At 48.1% G+C, this 18,808-nt stretch carries 15 protein-coding genes; 10 read left to right on the top strand and 5 right to left on the bottom strand.

What is annotated here, in order from left to right:
• The first annotated feature begins 65 nt into the window (after positions 1–65).
• The 3 genes from V6W81_RS27470 to gntK all read left to right on the top strand — a co-directional run bounded on the left by V6W81_RS27470 (position 66) and on the right by gntK (position 3,480).
• Positions 66–995: a carbohydrate ABC transporter permease gene (locus V6W81_RS27470; RefSeq protein ID WP_145045174.1), complete on the top strand. Its 930-nt coding sequence runs from the start codon at positions 66–68 to the stop codon at positions 993–995.
• A 27-nt stretch (positions 996–1,022) separates the two neighbouring features.
• A complete protein-coding gene (locus tag V6W81_RS27475; protein WP_338540985.1) occupies positions 1,023–1,850 on the top strand; it encodes a carbohydrate ABC transporter permease in 828 nt (275 codons plus the stop codon).
• A gap of 79 nt (positions 1,851–1,929) precedes the next feature.
• The gene (gene gntK / locus V6W81_RS27480; RefSeq protein ID WP_338540986.1) at positions 1,930–3,480 is read left to right on the top strand and encodes a gluconokinase; all 1,551 of its coding nucleotides are present in this window, start codon (positions 1,930–1,932) and stop codon (positions 3,478–3,480) included.
• Between the two features lie 915 nt (positions 3,481–4,395).
• Here the strand turns inward: gntK and V6W81_RS27485 are convergent.
• Complete coding sequence (locus V6W81_RS27485) at positions 4,396–4,770, bottom strand: nuclear transport factor 2 family protein (protein ID WP_338540987.1); 375 nt, start codon at positions 4,768–4,770, stop codon at positions 4,396–4,398.
• A 154-nt stretch (positions 4,771–4,924) separates the two neighbouring features.
• Here V6W81_RS27485 and V6W81_RS27490 point away from each other — a divergent pair, with 154 nt between their 5' ends.
• From V6W81_RS27490 to V6W81_RS27500, 3 genes are all read left to right on the top strand, one after another.
• Positions 4,925–5,233 carry an ArsR/SmtB family transcription factor gene (locus V6W81_RS27490; protein WP_056701819.1) on the top strand — a complete coding sequence of 103 codons (309 nt, stop codon included), beginning with the start codon at positions 4,925–4,927 and terminating at the stop codon, positions 5,231–5,233.
• 312 nt (positions 5,234–5,545) lie between these two features.
• Complete coding sequence (locus tag V6W81_RS27495) at positions 5,546–6,358, top strand: hypothetical protein (protein WP_338540988.1); 813 nt, start codon at positions 5,546–5,548, stop codon at positions 6,356–6,358.
• A gap of 186 nt (positions 6,359–6,544) precedes the next feature.
• Positions 6,545–7,504 carry an MraY family glycosyltransferase gene (locus V6W81_RS27500; RefSeq protein WP_056701816.1) on the top strand — a complete coding sequence of 320 codons (960 nt, stop codon included), beginning with the start codon at positions 6,545–6,547 and terminating at the stop codon, positions 7,502–7,504.
• Positions 7,505–8,029: 525 nt separating this feature from the next.
• On the opposite strand, the gene cydC is transcribed toward V6W81_RS27500, so the two are convergent.
• The 4 genes from cydC to V6W81_RS27520 are packed head-to-tail and all read right to left on the bottom strand — an operon-like array spanning position 8,030 to position 14,192.
• Positions 8,030–9,919, bottom strand: a complete 1,890-nt coding sequence (gene cydC, locus V6W81_RS27505) for a thiol reductant ABC exporter subunit CydC (RefSeq protein WP_338540989.1) — start codon at positions 9,917–9,919, stop codon at positions 8,030–8,032.
• 2 nt (positions 9,920–9,921) lie between these two features.
• A complete protein-coding gene (gene cydD, locus V6W81_RS27510; protein WP_338540990.1) occupies positions 9,922–11,775 on the bottom strand; it encodes a thiol reductant ABC exporter subunit CydD in 1,854 nt (617 codons plus the stop codon).
• Between the two features lies 1 nt (position 11,776).
• The gene (cydB, locus tag V6W81_RS27515; RefSeq protein ID WP_338540991.1) at positions 11,777–12,790 is read right to left on the bottom strand and encodes a cytochrome d ubiquinol oxidase subunit II; all 1,014 of its coding nucleotides are present in this window, start codon (positions 12,788–12,790) and stop codon (positions 11,777–11,779) included.
• Positions 12,777–14,192, bottom strand: a complete 1,416-nt coding sequence (locus V6W81_RS27520; RefSeq protein WP_338540992.1) for a cytochrome ubiquinol oxidase subunit I — start codon at positions 14,190–14,192, stop codon at positions 12,777–12,779. The genes cydB and V6W81_RS27520 overlap by 14 nt, the downstream gene beginning before the upstream one ends.
• Positions 14,193–14,594: 402 nt before the next feature.
• Here V6W81_RS27520 and V6W81_RS27525 point away from each other — a divergent pair, with 402 nt between their 5' ends.
• The 4 genes from V6W81_RS27525 to V6W81_RS27540 are packed head-to-tail and all read left to right on the top strand — an operon-like array spanning position 14,595 to position 18,778.
• Positions 14,595–15,896, top strand: coding sequence for a hypothetical protein (locus tag V6W81_RS27525; protein ID WP_338540993.1), 1,302 nt, complete (start codon positions 14,595–14,597; stop codon positions 15,894–15,896).
• Positions 15,896–16,687 carry a glycosyltransferase gene (locus V6W81_RS27530; RefSeq protein ID WP_338540994.1) on the top strand — a complete coding sequence of 264 codons (792 nt, stop codon included), beginning with the start codon at positions 15,896–15,898 and terminating at the stop codon, positions 16,685–16,687. The genes V6W81_RS27525 and V6W81_RS27530 overlap by 1 nt, the downstream gene beginning before the upstream one ends.
• A 1-nt stretch (position 16,688) precedes the next feature.
• Positions 16,689–18,107, top strand: a complete 1,419-nt coding sequence (locus V6W81_RS27535; protein ID WP_338540995.1) for a glycosyltransferase family 4 protein — start codon at positions 16,689–16,691, stop codon at positions 18,105–18,107.
• The gene (locus tag V6W81_RS27540; RefSeq protein WP_338540996.1) at positions 18,104–18,778 is read left to right on the top strand and encodes a class I SAM-dependent methyltransferase; all 675 of its coding nucleotides are present in this window, start codon (positions 18,104–18,106) and stop codon (positions 18,776–18,778) included. The genes V6W81_RS27535 and V6W81_RS27540 overlap by 4 nt, the downstream gene beginning before the upstream one ends.
• Positions 18,779–18,808 lie beyond the last annotated feature (30 nt).

The following is an 18,808-nucleotide window of genomic DNA, read 5'->3' on the forward strand; positions in this document are numbered from 1 at the left end:
GTCTTACCCAAGTCATTGTGATCCGCAAAGGAGGAATTGATATGGCCGCAACCGAAACGACGCGAATGAATCCAGACCCTGGAGCAGCACGTCCAGATCTGAATCAAGAGAAGTCACTCCTGTCACGCATCTGGCAGCATCGGGCACTATATATTGCCATCTCTCCATTCTACCTATTGTTTGCTGTCTTTGGACTATTTCCGATTGGTTTCTCGCTATACCTAGCCTTCCATAAGTGGGATGGCATCGGAGTCATGACGTATAACGGGCTGAACAATTTTAAATACCTGCTGTCCGATGTGGAGTTCTGGCAAGCGGTAGGCAATACGTTCATGATCTGGATCTACTCGACAATCCCGATGCTCTTCTTTGCATTAATCATAGCTTTCCTGCTACATGCACCGTTTGTGAAGTTCAAAACCCTCTTCCGGGTGGGCTACTTTCTCCCCAACGTAACATCTATTGTTGCTGTCGCTATCATTTTTGGCGCGTTATTTGCCAACAACTATGGCTTCCTCAATTACTTGCTTCAATCGGTCGGACTTCCAGTCGTCGAATGGCTTAATGCACCATGGGGCATTAAGGTAGCTATCTCATCCATGGTTGTCTGGCGCTGGACAGGATACAATGCCGTCATCTACCTGGCTGGACTACAGAGCATTCCCAACACGTTATATGAGGCTGCTAAGATCGATGGAGCTTCAGCAATTCAATCCTTTTTCCGAATCACCATTCCGATGCTACGACCTGTCATTCTGTTTACCGTGATCACCTCCACTATTGGGGGCATGCAGCTATTTACCGAACCGCAGATTCTCGTAGGCAATGATGGTGGTGCAGGCGCGGCCGGTATGACGATTGTCCTCTATCTCTACCGCGAATCGTTCATCAACAATTACTTTGGATATGGCGCTGCAGTTGGCTGGGGAATGTTCCTTATTATCGCTCTATTCTCGATCGTGAACTGGAAGCTCGTTCAAGGTAAATCATCCTGATGTGACCATGACAAGGGGGTAGTGCTCATGACGTCCAGATCTCTCAAATCGGTAGTGTTGTATATCGGACTCATCGGGGGCATGATCATTTCCATGTTCCCGTTCTATTGGCTAATCGTGATGTCTACACGGACAACGTCGGATATTTATACCTTTCCACCCAAGCTGTGGTTCGGGGGCGAGATGTGGAGCAATATTACGCGCGTATTGCAGCAAATTGACTTCTGGGGTGCTTTTCTCAATACGTTATTTGTAGCTGGAATGGTCACTATATTGGTACTGTTTTTTGATTCTTTGGCAGGGTTTGCGTTTGCGAAGTTTGAATTTCCGGGCAAAAAATGGCTTTTCGTGCTGCTCATCGCCACCATGATGGTGCCTTCACAGCTATCCCTGGTTCCATCCTTCGTGCTCATGGCGACGTTTGGCTGGGTCGGTTCCTTCAAAGCACTCATTATTCCGGGCATGGTGAATGCCTTCGGTATATTCTGGATTCGCCAGTATGCGACGGAGTCTATTCCGAACGACCTGCTGGATGCTGGTCGAATTGACGGCTGCAACTTCTTCCGCTTGTATTGGAATGTGGCTTTGCCCATTTTGCGGCCTGCCTTTGCTTTCCTTGGCGCCTTCACCTTCATTGGGGTATGGAATGATTATCTGTGGCCCTTGATCGTACTGACAGATGAGCGAAAATATACACTGCAGATCGCCCTTTCTCAATTGAATGGTCTGTATAACACGGATTATGCCATGGTCATTGCAGGTACACTGCTTGCTGTCATCCCTTTGATCATTATGTTTCTATTCATCAGCCGTCAGTTTATTTCGGATATTGCCGCAGGCGCGGTGAAGGACTAAGAATGATTATATTTTGATCCATCCCTCAACTCTGATATTCTTATCTGTAGATAAATACCGCAGAAAGAGGGATGACAAAATGGCTTCTTCACCCTATATGATCGGCGTAGATATCGGCACAACCTCTACCAAAGCGGTTCTGTTCGAGCAAAATGGAACCATTGTATCTCAAGGCAGTGCGAATTATCCGCTGCACACCCCGACACCTGTCATCGCAGAGCAGGATGCGGAGGATATTTTTCAAGCCGTCATTGCATCGGTTAAACAGGCTACCTCTACGGCGGAGGTGAAGCCGGATGAGATCCTATTTGTATCGTTTAGTTCTGCCATGCATAGCATTCTGCCTGTGGATGCACACGGTAAACCATTGATGCGAGCCATGACGTGGGCGGATAATCGCAGCGCCGAATGGACAAAAGTGCTCCAGTCCGATATGAATGGTCATGACATTTATCTTCGAACAGGAACACCTATTCATCCGATGTCGCCTTTGACCAAAATCATGTGGCTCACTCGTGATCAACCGGAGTTGTTCCAACAAACGCATAAATTGATCTCCATGAAAGAATATGTTTTCTATATATTGTTCTCCCAATACTTGATTGATCATTCCATGGCTTCAGCTACCGGGCTTATGAATCTAGAGAAGCTGGATTGGGATGAGGAAGCACTGCAAGTGGCAGGCATTACACCAAAACACCTGTCCAATCTTGTCCCGACAACACATGTGCTCCGTCAGGGACTGCACCCAGAATATGCTAAGGAGATGGGTATTGCGGTGACCACACCGTTTGTCATTGGAGCTAGTGATGGGGTGCTATCTAATCTAGGGGTAAATGCGATTGATCCTGTGGTTGTAGCTGTAACCATCGGTACGAGCGGGGCGATCCGCACTGTCGTGGATCAACCGGTAACGGATCCCAAGGGTCGGTTCTTCTGTTACGCACTGACAGAGGATCAATGGGTGATTGGTGGCCCTGTGAACAATGGCGGCGTGATCTTCCGCTGGATTCGAGATGAGTTTGCCGCCTCTGAAGTTGAGACAGCGAAACGTCTGGGGATTGATCCGTATGAAGTGCTGACCCGTGTTGCGGAAAATGTACCTGCAGGTTCGGAAGGCTTACTATTCCATCCATATATGACAGGTGAACGTGCACCGCTCTGGAATCCAAGCGCACGAGGCTCCTTCTTCGGGCTGACGCTGCATCACAAGAAGGAACATATGATTCGCGCTGCACTAGAAGGGGTTCTCTTCAACCTATATACGGTTATGCTTGCCATCGAAGAGAAGATTGGCCGCCCCACCAAAATTCAAGCCACTGGCGGATTCGCTCGTTCCGAGCTCTGGCGTCAGATGATGGCCGATATCTTCGATCAGGATGTGATCATTCCCGAGAGCATTGAGAGCTCTTGCCTTGGAGCAGCGGTGCTGGGACTGTACGCTCTTGGAGAGATTGATTCTCTCAGCGTTGTATCCGAGATGATCGGCTCAACACATCGGCATAAGCCAGATCAGGAGCATGTTCGGGTGTATCGGGAGCTGCTGCCGATCTTCATCCGCATATCCCGTAAGTTCGAGGAAGAATACGCGGACATCGCTGCTTTTCAGAATAAAACGATGCATCCGTAGGAACGTTCCTTCAAGAAGGGATACTAACTATTGAACAACTGAACAACATAAATAACAGGCTTCCTGCGTATGAACAGTGGAGCCTGTTTGTTGTTGTGTTTATTAAGCAGATGGCGTAGATGGCGTTTTCTTCACCAAGTTTAGTCTCGCGATTCCAATTTCCTGTCTTCCCTTGGTTTCGTCGGCATCTTATGAACAAAGAATAATAAAGATAGTATTAATAACAAATCAGATATTTTCACGAACAGATCAATGCCATCGCCCAACGCCTTGAGATCAAATACGATATGAAGTATGGCTACCAAGCCTGTAATAACAAGTGTTATAAGCGCGATAAGATACATATTAACCTCACTCTCTTGTTAACTTCTTCGCTTCGGGTACGTCTTGTGTATAGTGATTCTAATCATTATTTTATTGAACCTTTGGGATTCACGCCCAAGGCTCTGCTTATTTTTTCTTCCTAAAAACTAAAACGTAAATAAGAATAATCGTGATGATGACAGCTACGTCGTATATGACGTTTAACCATTCAAATGGAGTTAGTGATAGAAAAAAACTGCCTGCCGCCATCGCCAAAATCAATAAAGCCCACTTCATATTCTTCTCCAATTCAGACCTCCGCTGTATATATTTGGTCTATATTATATCATACAACTATGTCGATCTCTCCTATATCCGTTAAGGTTTAAACCGCCCCCATGACTCTCCAGTGGCTCCCTCTGGTTCTACTGCTCGACAGCAAGTAGAGTATGCAAAAAAACTGCCTATGCAGGCAGTCTTCTTATTTATGATTCAGCTCAGTCACATTCAATGAGAATCATGCTGTTAAATAGACTTCTTTTATCATCAGCACTAAATGTTGGGGAACAACCGCTAAGCGAGGCTAGTCCTACCCTAGATATTCAATCCGAATTACTGGTTATATTTACTGAAGGCATCCTTATCGTTCTGCACATTCTCCAGATATACAATCTGTCCTGCATCATTCAACCGGGCAATATCAATTCCTGTTTTCGCATATACAGTACCATCTGCAGACTGCCCGCATACCGCCCAATTGGTCTGATAGCTGCCATCCGGCTGAAGCTCCCATTTCTCCCACATATGTTTGACATCACTGTTGTACTCATAGAACGCCTTCATGAAACCTTCAAACCCTTTTCTACTCGTTCCGTTCAATACAATCTCTGCATCAGGTGTAAATAGGGACAATAGATCTTGCATCGCACGCTCATCTGCTCGGGAAGTGTCGAATAAACGAAAATAGTTGTTTAATAATGTGGTCATTGTAATCCTCCTAGTAGGTTAACTTTATATTTTAGTTCGATTTTTTTCGAAATGAACAAAAAGAAATGTAACACACTTTACAATCTATAACAATACTTAGTTCGAAATTTTTCGAACATTGAAAGAACAAGCTGAATATGATAACGTCATAACTATGAGAACTCCTACTATTCCTATGGCTTCGGAAATGAAGTTGACTACAGTGTGTAATGCACTCGGTGATCCGATCCGCATGAAAATTGCACATTGTTTAGCCAGCTCCGGCGAGAAGAACTGTTCCGCCTTCGAAGTAGATCATATATCAAAGTCCACGTTGTCCCATCACATCAAAATTTTGCGTGAAGCTGGTGTAATTCAACCACGCATTGAAGGCAAACAGCACTTTTATTCCCTACGAAAGGACGATTTGAATACGCAGTTTCCTGGTCTTGTAGACATGATTCTGAATACAACAGAAGAATAATTAACCTAACCGATCCAAACTAACCGACGTAACCTATTTATCAAAAAGCCTAGATTGAATTACATCTACTATAAGTTCATGTTCAAAAAGGACGGTTTTCAGTACCGAGAAGATGGGATGAGGCTAGAAATGGAGTAGCGGAGCGTAGGCGGGACTACGTGAGCAACTACATTGTTTCCGAAGGAAACAAGCTTCGTAAGCATCCCGCTTATTTCGGCTGAATTCCATATTTGATGCTGAGATGCCGTCAGGCATTCTTCGTAATCAAAAGCGGACTTTTTGAATTACATCTACTATAAGGAGGCATCCTGTATGGACAAGAAAGCAGCCAAGATACTGATGAGTACATTCTGGAGCGGAGGCTGGAAATCCGTGTCCACTCCCTTCTCAGGGGAAGACTTTGAGTATGCCAAGAGCCAAGGCGTTATGTTCGCCCCCCTGACGATTACGCATGACGAAATCGTGCAACGATTGTATGAAATTCATCAAGACGATACACTCCAAGAACGAGTGGTTACTGCATTTCTACATAGTTTGTCCACCAAAAAAGTACATTTACGCAGTGCCCTGTCCAGTTGGGCATTGACGTCACAGCTTCCTCTGCATACCTATCTCGAGCGGCGAGCTGTACACGCCAATACTAGCGCCTGCGGAGATTGTAATTTCTTGCGACTTCAATCGGATCAAGAATACGTAGACGCAGATTTGAATGTACTGAATTTTGAACGGATCAAGTGGGGTGGCGTTCGCCACGGCTGGCTTCTCTACTGCCTGATGGATCTAGAGCTTCTATATAAGGACACTGATGCAATCTCCGAGGTTACCCCTGAAGATCAAGCCATCTTGGTGAGCCTTCTGGAAGCTGCACAGACTGGTGATCCGAAGGATAGCGCTCGTTCACTTGAGAAGCTGTGGAAAGGTCTCCTTCCTTCCAGCAAACAAGAGCGGGATGCACTACTGGAAATTTGGGCCGCAGCGGGTCTGCTCGTTCCCACTGATAAGCCGAGAAGAGGCAAAGGCGGCTCCGGCGACTTTATATTTGTTGCAACCTGGCAAGGAGATGATGGCTACAATACAGATGCTGCCCATCGTTACTTTGCCCCGTATCTGCCTCAGATTCGCTAGGGCGTTTCTCAAAAACTGCTGAAGTGCATCTTTCAACGCCTTTTTGCACCCTGCAGCGTCATTTTCCCATGAAGTGCCCGGCACGCTATTTAATCTACTCTGGTTACAATAATGACATCGACAGATTTCCTGCCAAGCTCGTATAATAAGAGGAAATGTGAAGATAGGAGTGAACCAAGAGAAGTTATGATATATCTTGTGGCATTTATGTTGTCTTTTGCTGTCGTGCTGGTGCTCATTCCGCCGCTCAGTCGTTTGGCTCATCGCCTGGACTTTGTAGACAAGCCACGTGAAGACGTGGAGAGAAAATTACATAGACAGCCTATTCCACTAACAGCTAGTTACGCGATATTCGTCGGATTTTTCCTTACATATATTATGTTTACCAAAGAACTCTCATGGGAAACGGCGGCTCTCGTGGCCGGCGGTATACTTCTGTTAACGATTGGTACCATTGATGATTGGTACAAAACCAAAGGGAAAGACTTTCCTGCGCTCCCTAAGATGATTATCCAGATCTCTGCAGCCGTGCTTGTATTCCTTTCGGGAATTGCCTTTACTGGGTTCGTTAACCCACTGAATTCCGAGTACATCATGCTTCCCATCTGGCTCCAGTTCATACTGACGATTCTGTGGATCTTCGGTGTAACTACAGTCATTAATTTCTCGGATGGTATGGATGGACTTGCCGGGGGATTGTCGGCAATCTCGGCAGTTACATTGTTCATCGTTGCAGTCGTCAAAGGACAGAGCGATTCTGCGCTCATGTCTATTATTCTAGTGGGTGTAACCTTGGCTTATCTTAAATACAATAAACCTCCGGCAAAAGTATTTATGGGGGATGCAGGGGCTACATTCCTTGGTTTTATTCTGGCTGTTATCGCTCTGGATGGAGCATTCAAGCAAGCCACTACACTATCGCTCTTTATCCCAATTCTAGCGCTTGGCGTGCCGATCTTTGACAATATCTTTGTTGTCATCAAACGGTTCATCCAAGGCAAAGCAATCTATCAAGCAGATGCAAGTCAGGCGCATTACCGACTGCTCCGTGCAGGCTTAAATCACAAACAGGTAGTAGCTGTCCTGTATCTGATCAGTACATGCCTCTGTCTATCGTCTATTATTCTACTGCTGGTAGAGACGTAAATTAAAATAAGCTGAGCTACAGGCTATCGCCTATGTGACTCTAACTATGACAAGAACAGCCCAACCTTCTAAGTCGCTGTACTTATGAAATTGTTAATCTAGCAGCTATCTATGGATTGTATAGGGCTGTCTCATAAGAGATCCCTGTTCGCTCCAAACGCTAACGAACCTACCGCATCCTAACAGGTCGATCATCTACGTATGCAAAATTTAACAAACCTCATTATCGCTATCCTGTCATAAAACGGTGTTAAATTCTCCAAAATGGACTGAATCTACGAAATAACGTTTCTGTGATTCGTTAGCTCTCTGATCCGGGAAAATGATAGTTAATAGCGTGTGTCAGATTCATTACTTCAAAAACAACTAAAAGGGCTGTCTCCGTCTGATATGCTCCCCATATCGTAAACAGGTGAAATAATAATAGCCTGTAATGATATGGGATGCAGTTCATTATGGGACAGCCCCTTTTTTTATCTATCCGTTCACCCGCGTGCCAATCCCCACAGATCACCTCCGGCAATCTTATCTGGAAGCTACAGGTGGTAATGGGCTTTCCCGTTTCTGCCGGTCTGCCCATCCGGGTCGATCAAGTTCAACGAGCCGCCGGTAGCGCTCTTCCCTTGCCAGCAGTTGTTCGTGAGAACCCTGCATGACGATCTTTCCTTTTTCCATAAAAATAAGTTCATCCATCTGCTCTGCACCCATCAGGTTATGGGTCACCCAGATCATCGTTTTGCCCTGCATACTGTCTAAGATCGTACGCATAAGTGCACGTTCCGTCATCGGATCAAGCCCTACAGTCGGTTCATCGAAAATAACGATGGGTGTCTCACGGAGCAGAACCCGTGCGAGTGCAATCCGTTGCCGCTCCCCACCCGAGAAACGTAAACCCGTCTCCAGCATCGGTGTATCATATGCCTGAGGCAAAGACTCGATCAGCTCGGCTAGACCTACTTGTGCAGCCACTTGCCGAATCTCTTCATTCGTAGCATCCGGACGTCCAATTCGTAGGTTATTCGCTACCGTTGTATCAAATAGATGTGGACTTTGATTCAATACCGCAATGGCATCCGTCATGTCTTCACGAAGCGTTGGCACAGCTAAACCATTGATGAGCACCTGTCCACTCGCCGGTACGATTGCACCTTGAATTAGCTTTAAAAGTGTAGATTTGCCCCCACCGCTACGTCCTAAAATGGCTAACCGTTTCCCCTGGGGAAGATCGAGTGACACTTCCTGCACAGCATCGGCATCACTGGAAGTATAACGGTAACTGACACGGTTAATCTCAATGTCTGCTCTTAGCTTAGGAGATATGCGCAAGCGAATACGTCGATTCGTCTCGTTCTCATTCTCGTTCTCATTCCCCTGCTCTTGGCCATTCTTCATCCTTTTCGAAATGACTTGCTCCTCAGGAGCTTCAAGCTGATGTAGACGATTCAGCGATTCACGATATTGCGGAATATGCTCCACAGCATCTGCCACAGGCAGTATAGCTTCTGTGAGTGGGAATAACACCAAGACAAAAGCTGCAATCATAACCGCAGGCAGTTGCATCGCCGCCACTTCACCGCCCGCCCATACCGTGACGGACACAACCATAATCCCAATGACGAGCTGGGCGACGAGATCACGCCATCTTCTCCACTGTCGCAACCTGCGACGAATGGCATCTGCTCGTCTTTCTTCTTCATCATGTTGTTGCACAAATTCCACAGCGCGACCACTTGCCATCCAATCTCCTAGACCAAGAACACCATCCGTAAGGCGAGTGTATAACTTACTATTTTCCCGTTTCAGCCTCACGTTTAACTTCCAGGTGACTTGGAGCGATATGGCAGGCCATACACCGATCAGGAACAACATGTACAGTCCCATCCAGCACGCAAACCCAACATCTATCGTACCAAAAGTAATCACTGCACCCCCGTAGATCACAAGTGACGTAATTGCTGGAAATACAGTTCGTAGATAGATATCCTGAAGACGCTCGACATCCTCTGCAAGTGCCCCGAGTACATCACCTGTCTGCATGCGGGAACGAAGAAATAGCGCCTGTGGTTCCAAAATCCGATACAGCTTCACGCGTTGATCCGCAAGCACGCGCAGTACTGCATCATGCCCAGCCAATCGCTCGACGTACCGGAACACCGCTCGGAAAATCCCGAAGGCACGTACGCCTACAATCGGTACATAAACCATCAGAATATTCTCAGGACGAAGAGCAGATGCAGAGATGAGGTATCCTGAAGTGAAGAGCAATAATACGGCACACAGCATCGCAGCCGTGCCCAGCGCTATGACCCCTACGAACCTCCAACGATACTGCTTCACATAAGGCGTGATCCAATCCCATTTTCTCTCCGGGCGGAGGTCACGTTCCTTCTCTATTGATTGATATCCAGCTCTCATCCTTAGACCGCCTCCATCTGAGCCTGAATCATCTGATAATACACGCCTTGACGCGCCATCAATTGTGCATGCGTGCCAGTCTCCGCCACGGTTCCAGCTTCCATGACAATAATCCAGTCCATATGCGGCATCCAGTGTAGACGGTGGGTAGCGAGGAAGACTAGCTTGTCTTCGAATAGCGGCAACATCGTCTGCTTCAGCTCATATTCTGTCTCGACATCCAGATGTGCCGTCGGTTCATCTAACAGCAGCATAGGTCTTGCACCTAACAAAGCTCTCGCGAGAGCCACGCGCTGCTCCTGTCCACCGCTGAGCTGTCGACCACCAGAACCAATCACCTCATCTACTCCATGTGGCAATGACGACACCAGCGAACTCAACCCCGCTGCACGAATCGCTTCAGTAAGCTCTACGTTTGATGACTCAGGTCGATAGAGACGAATGTTATCCGCTAAACTACCGCTAAAAATATAAGGATGCTGCGGGATAACCGCAGTCTGACTTCTCCACGACTTCACCATATCTGGAGATATTGGTTTCCCATCTACGACCATGCGACCAGAGGTGGGCAACTGAAAACCAGCTAATACATCAATCAGGGTTGACTTGCCCGCTCCACTGGCTCCGATAATGCCAACTTTGCTCCTGCCCGAAACCTGAAACGTCACGTCTGTAAGCGAAGGCGGAGTACCCTCTTCATGACGAACCTGTAGATCCGTTAGCGCCAACCTGCTGGTCTTGCTCCATAGCCCATTGTATATTGGAAGCTCACCCTCTTGGCTTGATTGCTTCTGCTGATCTGACACTCCCTGAGAATCTGCAAGATGAATCTTCATCGTTGCAGAGGGCTTGCTCTCCCTTTCGGTATGCTGGATCACCTGATCGTAGATTTGCTTTTGTTCACGTTCAGCTTCCTTGCCTCGTTCAATCATCCGCTGAATCGCTTCTCCTGCTTCCTTACCATCTAGCGTTGCATGGTAGTCCGCACCGACCATCCGTACCGGCAAGAAATATTCCGGCGCCAGAATAAGCACCGTTAACGCAGGGCCAAGCAGCATGTGGCCTTCCGTTAGACGCAGTCCCAGACCAACCGCCACCGAAGCCACCGATAACATCGTGAAGAAATCGAGTGCAAACGATGAGAGAAACGCCATTCGTAGCGTAGACATTGTAGCTTTGCGGTAACGCTGACTAACTTGAACAATGGTCTGCGCATGCCGCTCGCTCTGTCCCAAAGTTTTTAATGTTTCTAACCCACGCAGGGTATCGACAAAATGATTGGCTAGTGCTTTATACGATTTAAACTGACCATCTATTTTGCGTTGCGTAGCCAGACCCACCAGGATGAGGAACGTGATCAGAATGGGAAGAGTCAGCATGAGAATCACCCCGGACATCACGTCCAGTTTGAACACATATAACAGCAGCACAATTGGTATAAATCCCATCCCTAACATTCGAGGAATGAATAGTTCCAAATACGTTATATATTGAGCTATGCCCTCTCGTGCCAAAGTCACCAGATGCCCTGTGCCTTCCGTCTTGGCAAAGCGTGGCCCTAACCGAAACCATTGCTCCACCAACTGCCTTCGTAGATCGGTTCCCGTTCGCTCAGCATACTGTGAGGTTACAAGCTGCAACCAATAAGATATAGCATAGCGGGCAGCAAAAGCAGCCAGGAACAGCAGCAGTACCGGGTACTGCTCTGTTACGGATGAACCCTCAAACAAAGCTGTGATGGCCTGTGCCAGCCATTTGGCCTGCATAATGATCGTCATCGCCTGCAGCATTACTAGTGCTGAAGCCAGCGCCAGTACTGGCCGGATGCCCGGCAGCTTCATCAGCCCGCGTCCCATATCAGTACTCCAAGTGGTGCTGCTCGTTCAGGCGTTTGCGGAACACATAATAACTCCAGATCTGATAGCCAAGCACAAACGGCAGTAAAGTGCACGCTACAATCGTCATCACTTTCAAGGAGTACCCACCCGAGGAAGCATTATATACGGTCAGGTCGAATGCAGCGCCTAACGAACTGATCATCACTCTTGGGAACAGACCAATAAATACCGAAGCAAAAGAAATCGCGATTACAGCTCCCGTCATACCAAACGCCCAGCCTTCCCGTTTCTGACGAACGAAATAATTCGCTAAAGCCAGTGCTCCTGCCCCAAGGATCACCATGATCCAGAGTGCCCAACCCCGTACAGTGAAAATATCGGTCATGAGATAGGTCATCACCGCGTAAATGGCAAGCATAGCCGCAAGCGGAAGCATCAATTGGCGCGCTGTATGGAGAGCACGCTCTCTTAGGTCGCCAACCGTGCGCAGTGAGACAAATAATAGTCCATGAACTAGACACAGTAAGGTCACACTTAAACCGCCCACGACCGTATATGGATTAACGATGTCTAGAAAACCTGCACGAAGCTGCATCTCTCCATCAATCGGCAGACCCTTCATCAGTGTAGCGAACACAACGCCGAACAGGAAGGGCAGCAAAGCACTGGATACAACGATGATGACATCCCACGTTTTACGCCACTGTTGCCGCTTTACTTTACTGCGGAATTCAAATGCCACCCCGCGTCCGATCAGAGCTAACAGCACCACAACTAGCGGCAGGTAAAAACCACTAAACAACGTGGCGTACCAGTGCGGGAAGGCCGCAAACATGGCACCCCCTGCCGTAATCAGCCACACCTCATTCCCATCCCAGAACGGACCTATCGAATTAATGAGTGTACGACGCTCCCGGTCTGTCTTGGCGATGATGCCTGATGACATGCCTACACCAAAATCGAAGCCTTCAAGGAAAAAGAACCCCACAAATAATACGGCGATCAACAAAAACCACAGCTCACTTAGTGACAACGGAATACCCCCTATCCACGCCGAACGGATCGGCTGATTCGTCCTGATCTTCTGGCTTATCTACGGCATATGGCCCTGCTTTGATCTCACGCACAAACAAATAAACCATCACGATACCCAGAACGGTGTACGCAGCCGTAAATGCAATCGTAGAGAATAAGATCATCCCTGCCGATACATTCGGTGAAACACCCGCCTCCGTCGTCATGTAGCCAAATACTGTCCAAGGCTGCCGACCAACCTCGGTCATGATCCATCCGGAAGTGTTCGCAATAAACGGCAGAGAGATGGCAAATACCATGAGACGCATAAACCACGGCTTTGCCACTTCCAGCTTCTTGCGCATAGCCAGGTAAGTACCATATAGAGCAAGTGCAATCATCAAACCACCCGCCGCAATCATAATACGGAAGCTCCAGAAGGTCGTACGTACCGGTGGGATGTAATCTCCAGGGCCGTAAGTTTGCTGGTATTCTGCATTTAATTCTTTCATACCCTTGACGCTGCCCGAAAATGTACTGTAGGACAGGTAACTCAGTAATCCTGGGATTTTGATCTCCCCTGAATTCTCCTGCTGATCTGGATCGATGAAGGCAACCACCGTCCATGGTGCAGGGTCTTCTGTGGTTGTCCATGTGCCTTCACTGGCCGCCATTTTCATCGGTTGGGTCTCAACCAGGTATTGTGCCTGGAAGTGCCCAGAGAAGGCTACACCGAAGGAGGATACGAGACCAATGATGATCGCAATATTGAACGATTTGCGGAATATCTCAACGTCCTGCTTTTTCATCAATTTATAGGCACTGATTCCTGTTACAACAAACGCTCCTGTCATTAATGCGCCAAAGATCGTATGCGGGAACTCAACAAGCAGCTGACCATTGGTAATCAGTGCGAAGAAATCATTCATCTCGGCTCGGCCGTTGTTGATCTCGAAGCCCACTGGATGCTGCATGAATGAATTCGCTGCTAATATCCACAGTGCCGATAAGAAGGTACCGACAAACACTAGCCAGATGCAGGCCAAATGGACTTTTTTGGACAAACGATCCCAGCCAAATATCCATAGCCCTATAAAGGTAGACTCCATAAAAAACGCCAGCAAGGCCTCAACAGCCAGGGGCGCACCAAATACATCCCCAACAAAGCGGGAGTACTCCGACCAGTTCATACCGAACTGAAACTCTTGCAGGATACCTGTAACGACGCCAACCGCAAAGTTAATCAGGAACAATTTGCCCCAGAACTTGGCCATCGTTTTGTAAATTTCTTTCCCCTTCATGACGTACAACGTCTCCATGATCGCTACCAGCAGCACTAGACCGATGGACAGCGGCACAAAAAAGAAATGGAAAATCGTTGTGAGTGCATATTGGATTCGCGATAGCATGATCGGATCCATACCGTTACCCCTTCTTTCTGTTCTATTCGCATTATTTATGTATGTACTTGGGATTGAAGCTGCACCTTCGCTGTCTGTCCACCAAATACATTGATGAACGTATTGTGCCAGATTACCTATTTTATACATGTGATAATAATCACAAACTTAGTCAAAAAATCCACAAAAATGTGACGACGGTCACACATTAGTACGAATTCAAAGTACGATTCTCTGTTATTTGGGACGCTTGTCAACTTCGTCTATTCACGGAAGTTGCTCATGTTTGAGGCGGAATGCCCATATGTTAATGTCAGGCAACCTATTCCTTGTGCGACAAAGGCTTTACATATGGAGTGAGTTCAACGAATTATATCCGTGTTATCCGAGTCTAAATGCAAACAAAGTGAGGTGATCCAGCCCGTGGAAGAACCTGTACAATCCAGCGAGAGTCAGATTCAACCGAACGAGACAGCTCAAAAATATAAGGAGACGTCCCTCTCTCCAATTCAATACGTTCTATTTCCCCGTAAAGGGGGATGGTCGTCATTTCCTTATCCAGACATTGCTGCACTACTGGCTGCTGAAGGAACAGTCTACTACGTTAGCCATTTGGAACGGTCAGACGATCTACCTGCAGCGATTAGGTTAATATCCTTACTGGAGGCGGAAGCCCTGCTACAACAGCCTCGTACTGTTGCAGTCGTTGCACATCCGTACTGGCTTACCGCAGTAGCCTCCATTGAGCCTGATCTGTTGATAACGCTCCTGCCGGAACCTGTCCAAGAGGAAGCCGACTCGCCGCTCTGGGAGAGCTGTATTAGCAAGCTGGTCGGCATTTCTAATCTGGTATGTACGTCCTCAGAGACACGTTATATGAAGCTGGTATTTCAAGGTGTTCGCACCGTCTGGCTAGGCGGGGAAGACCCTACACCTTCTGGCATGATGCAAAAAGATGAGCTTGAAATTCCACTGCGGGATTACGAAATGCTGTTTCTGCACGCACTCAAACAGATCCATAGCAGTGCCACAGATACGGTTACCCAGCTTCAATGTAAGCTAAGAGCAGATTATTATCGGAAGCTCCGTTCCAAAACAGGCGCACATGAGACGATTTCCTTTTTGCTCGCTGCTTATGAATATATATTGGAAGACTCGCGGGCGGCCGCAACAGTTCAAGAAGCGTTTGCCCATGCGATCTCATGTGGACGCTCTGACTGTCTTCAATCACACTACCGCTTCCTGTCCGCCATTCAGGCAAGAGCCGGGGAAGTGGAGAATGCTCTGCAAGTGTACGGAACGACTGCCGCCACGGATCAGGAACGGCATCATTACGAGCAGTTATGTCGTTGGTTGGAGGCTGGAGAGCATCAGCTCGTGCAGGCAGAATTACTACGTCTAAATGATGATTATGGAACGGCTTTAAAAGTACTCGATAAGCTCGGCGGAGAAACGGCCCGGCACTGGAAATTTCGCATTTTCCAGGAAACCGGACGTGTAGAGGAAGCACTTAAACTGGTTCATGCCGCAGATATTGTGGATCAAGCCAGCCAGCAAGATTACCGCCAATTGTCCGGCACCGCTCTAGCCCTGCGGGGAGAACGCCATGGAGCAGTTACATTATTTCTAGAATCAGCTCTTGATGATGAGCATGCTCTTGCCCGAATTGTCGAAATGGAACTGCTGGATCAAGCAATACAACAGCTACTTGGGGAGGTGCCCTAATGTTTGATCCGAAGAAACGCAGACAGCATATGCGGGAGCCAATCCTCGAGACAGAGCCTGCCTCCATCCGGCGAATCCGCAAAAGCCAAAACAACAAACTGACTGCAATGCTTCAGGTTCGAAACGAACGTGGGCGATATCTGGAGGAAGTGCTGCACAATCTGAGTGATTTTGTAGATGAGATCGTGATTGTGGATGATGCCAGTACAGATGGAACGCCAGACATCTGCCGATCTTATCCCAAGGTTGTCCGCTTAGAGGTGCTTGAACAACCGTTATTTGCTCAGGAATGGCGTCTACGTAACGTCTTATGGCAAGCAGCTATGAGCACCTCACCAGACTGGCTCCTATCTGTCGATGCTGATGAGCTGTACGGTACAAAAGCCAAACAAGCCATGCGGGAGCTCATTAACCAAGAGCATGCGGACTGGGTAGCATTTCGTTTCTACGATATGTGGGGTGGGCGTACTCACTATCGGGAGGATGAGCTATGGAAGCTACATCAGAGGCACACGGCCTCACTTGTGCGATATATACCTGAGTATCCCTACTTCTACCCACAGCAAAATCATCACGTTCCCCGTCTCCCGCTATCCTGCATGGTCTTGCCTGGCATAAATACCGAATTAAAAGTACAGCACCTCGGCTGGGCAGGTACTCTGGAAGATCGGGTGCGTAAATATCTGCGTTACAAGCGCATTGATCCAGATGGACAATGGGGCAGTCTCGAACACTATGAGTCTATTCTTGATCCGGAACCCCGGCTGGTTCCTTGGAAGGAGGAGCAGTGACATGGGGGTAGTCAGCATTCTAACGCACAGCTTCACAGACGGGTACAACCGGGAGTTCGCACGGGTATTCGGGGGTGGATTGGAACGATATATTTTGGATCTATGCAGTGTCATCCATGAGATGGGACACATTCCTGAAGTGCATCAACTATCCTATTTCGAAGCTTTTCAGACACGTACAGGACAGATTGACGTCTTCGGTTACCCATACGATATGAACGACGTACCTGAAGCCTTCGCTCGAATGGCCGAAGCTGCGCGTGGTCCTATCATTTATGCTAGCTGCATCTGGCAACCGATTGCTTATAAACCGGGCAGCCTCGGTATCTGCCACGGTATTAACTGGGATCGTCCTGGCCTACCGCTCGAAACGAAGCAGCAGGTTGCCGAGCATATTCAGCAGGCCGTCGATGGTCTGCTGAATATCGTATCTGTGGATTCCCATTTTCAGACCTATTGTCGTGCTTCATGCACGTTCAGTGATCCTACACAGCTCATCTTAATTCCGAATGCAGTCGATACCGCATACTTCACCCCTGCCCCTCCTAGGCGTCAGATGCAGCACGAGCAGGAGGCACAGTGGCTATCCCAGTGGAAGGAAGACCTGGAACAGCATGAAGATCGTTTAGATCGTATCTTCATCTCCAGCACGCCTGATGTCCCACCTCCTGGTCTAGAGCGAGATCAGCATATAGATGGGGATGTACCTAAGAACATGCTTACACAGAAGCATGAGGTGCAGAAAGAAGAGAATGAAGAAGATGAAGAAAGTAAAGAGAGTGAAGAGCAGTCTGCAGGGTTTACTGTAACTAGTAAGTTGAACGAGCGCGATGCCATATCCCGCCCAGTGCGTATCCTCTATCCTCGTCGTGTCAGCCTGGAACGTGGCATCATTCCGATGATGCTAGCGGCAGATCAGTTGCTTGGAGCCTTTCCAGATCTGGAGATCGAGTTCGCCGGAGAACTGGTGGAAGGCAGTACTGTAGGCCGCTCCTTCCGTTACTGGCATCGCACACACCCGCATGCTGATCGGATATTTCACCGTACGTATGATTTCAGGGATATCCGAGAGGCATACCATCACGCGGATATCGCGGTCATTCCTACGATTTTCTCGGAAGGTACCTCCTATGCCTGTCTGGAAGCGATGAGCTGCGGGTTACCTGTGGTTGCCTCTAATGTGGGTGGACTAAATGATCTAATTCAGGATGGATTCAACGGATTGCTCGTTCCACCCAACCAAGAAGCGCTAACTGCTGCTCTCGTCCGGCTTGTCCAAGACAGAGCCGAGCGGGAACGTCTTGGCATCTATGCACGCGAAACAGCACTCGCCTACGACCTATCCCGATGGAAACGCAAATGGAGTGAGGTACTCCGTACATTTCTTGCTGACGCAGATATGAAGGAAGGGGTTCGATGATGATGGATGCAGCGGATCAGACAGAATTAATGGAATCTAGATATGTTCGACGTAACGACCCGAAGACCGATACACTGATATTCCCCTTACATCCGGCATGGTGGAGCAGACCTTATGAATACGAATGGGCTCGTCAATTCGCTCGTCCGAGTGACGTTGTTCTAGACGCTGCCTGTGGCATCTCACACCCCTTCAAATTCTGGCTCGCAGAGCAATGCCAGGAGGTTCATGCCTGCGATTGGGATGATCGCATATTATCGGAGGAAGCCATCCGACTGGATATCATCTCAGACTTTGGCGAAGAAGCCGCACGTGACTTTCCTGAGTTCTATCTAGCCAAACTGCACCGTGCACAGGCTAATCTCGCTCAGTTACCCTATGAAACAAGCACATTTGACCGCGTCTTCTGTATCTCTGTATTGGAGCATCTAGATACAGGCACGATGCTACGTGCGTTTCGAGAGTTCGCCCGAGTCATGAAGCCAGATGGAAGGTTAATCGCAACGTTTGACGTGCCCGAGATGCGCCCTGACCTGTTGGAGACCATCATGGCTGTGACCGGATTAACGATTGATGGGAAGCTGAGCGTGGAAGAGCCCGAGGATGCCATCTGGTCTGACATGTATGGCACCCCCATTCGTTGTTTTCGGGCAGTCATTCGTAAAAGTTAACCGATTAAACACCGGGATCTATAAGTGCGT

It is taken from the genome of Paenibacillus tundrae, assembly GCF_036884255.1.
In the GTDB taxonomy this organism is placed as follows: domain Bacteria; phylum Bacillota; class Bacilli; order Paenibacillales; family Paenibacillaceae; genus Paenibacillus.

What these genes read in the sequence shown, in the direction of transcription:
- V6W81_RS27470 (WP_145045174.1), top strand. Translation starts at nt 66, where the DNA reads ATGAATCCAGACCCTGGAGCAGCACGTCCAGATCTGAATCAAGAGAAG.
- V6W81_RS27475 (WP_338540985.1), top strand. Translation starts at nt 1,023, where the DNA reads ATGACGTCCAGATCTCTCAAATCGGTAGTGTTGTATATCGGACTCATC.
- gntK (WP_338540986.1), top strand. Translation starts at nt 1,930, where the DNA reads ATGGCTTCTTCACCCTATATGATCGGCGTAGATATCGGCACAACCTCT.
- V6W81_RS27485 (WP_338540987.1), bottom strand. Translation starts at nt 4,770, where the DNA reads ATGACCACATTATTAAACAACTATTTTCGTTTATTCGACACTTCCCGA.
- V6W81_RS27490 (WP_056701819.1), top strand. Translation starts at nt 4,925, where the DNA reads ATGAGAACTCCTACTATTCCTATGGCTTCGGAAATGAAGTTGACTACA.
- V6W81_RS27495 (WP_338540988.1), top strand. Translation starts at nt 5,546, where the DNA reads ATGGACAAGAAAGCAGCCAAGATACTGATGAGTACATTCTGGAGCGGA.
- V6W81_RS27500 (WP_056701816.1), top strand. Translation starts at nt 6,545, where the DNA reads ATGATATATCTTGTGGCATTTATGTTGTCTTTTGCTGTCGTGCTGGTG.
- cydC (WP_338540989.1), bottom strand. Translation starts at nt 9,919, where the DNA reads ATGAGAGCTGGATATCAATCAATAGAGAAGGAACGTGACCTCCGCCCG.
- cydD (WP_338540990.1), bottom strand. Translation starts at nt 11,775, where the DNA reads ATGGGACGCGGGCTGATGAAGCTGCCGGGCATCCGGCCAGTACTGGCG.
- V6W81_RS27520 (WP_338540992.1), bottom strand. Translation starts at nt 14,192, where the DNA reads ATGGATCCGATCATGCTATCGCGAATCCAATATGCACTCACAACGATT.
- V6W81_RS27530 (WP_338540994.1), top strand. Translation starts at nt 15,896, where the DNA reads ATGTTTGATCCGAAGAAACGCAGACAGCATATGCGGGAGCCAATCCTC.
- V6W81_RS27535 (WP_338540995.1), top strand. Translation starts at nt 16,689, where the DNA reads ATGGGGGTAGTCAGCATTCTAACGCACAGCTTCACAGACGGGTACAAC.
- V6W81_RS27540 (WP_338540996.1), top strand. Translation starts at nt 18,104, where the DNA reads ATGATGATGGATGCAGCGGATCAGACAGAATTAATGGAATCTAGATAT.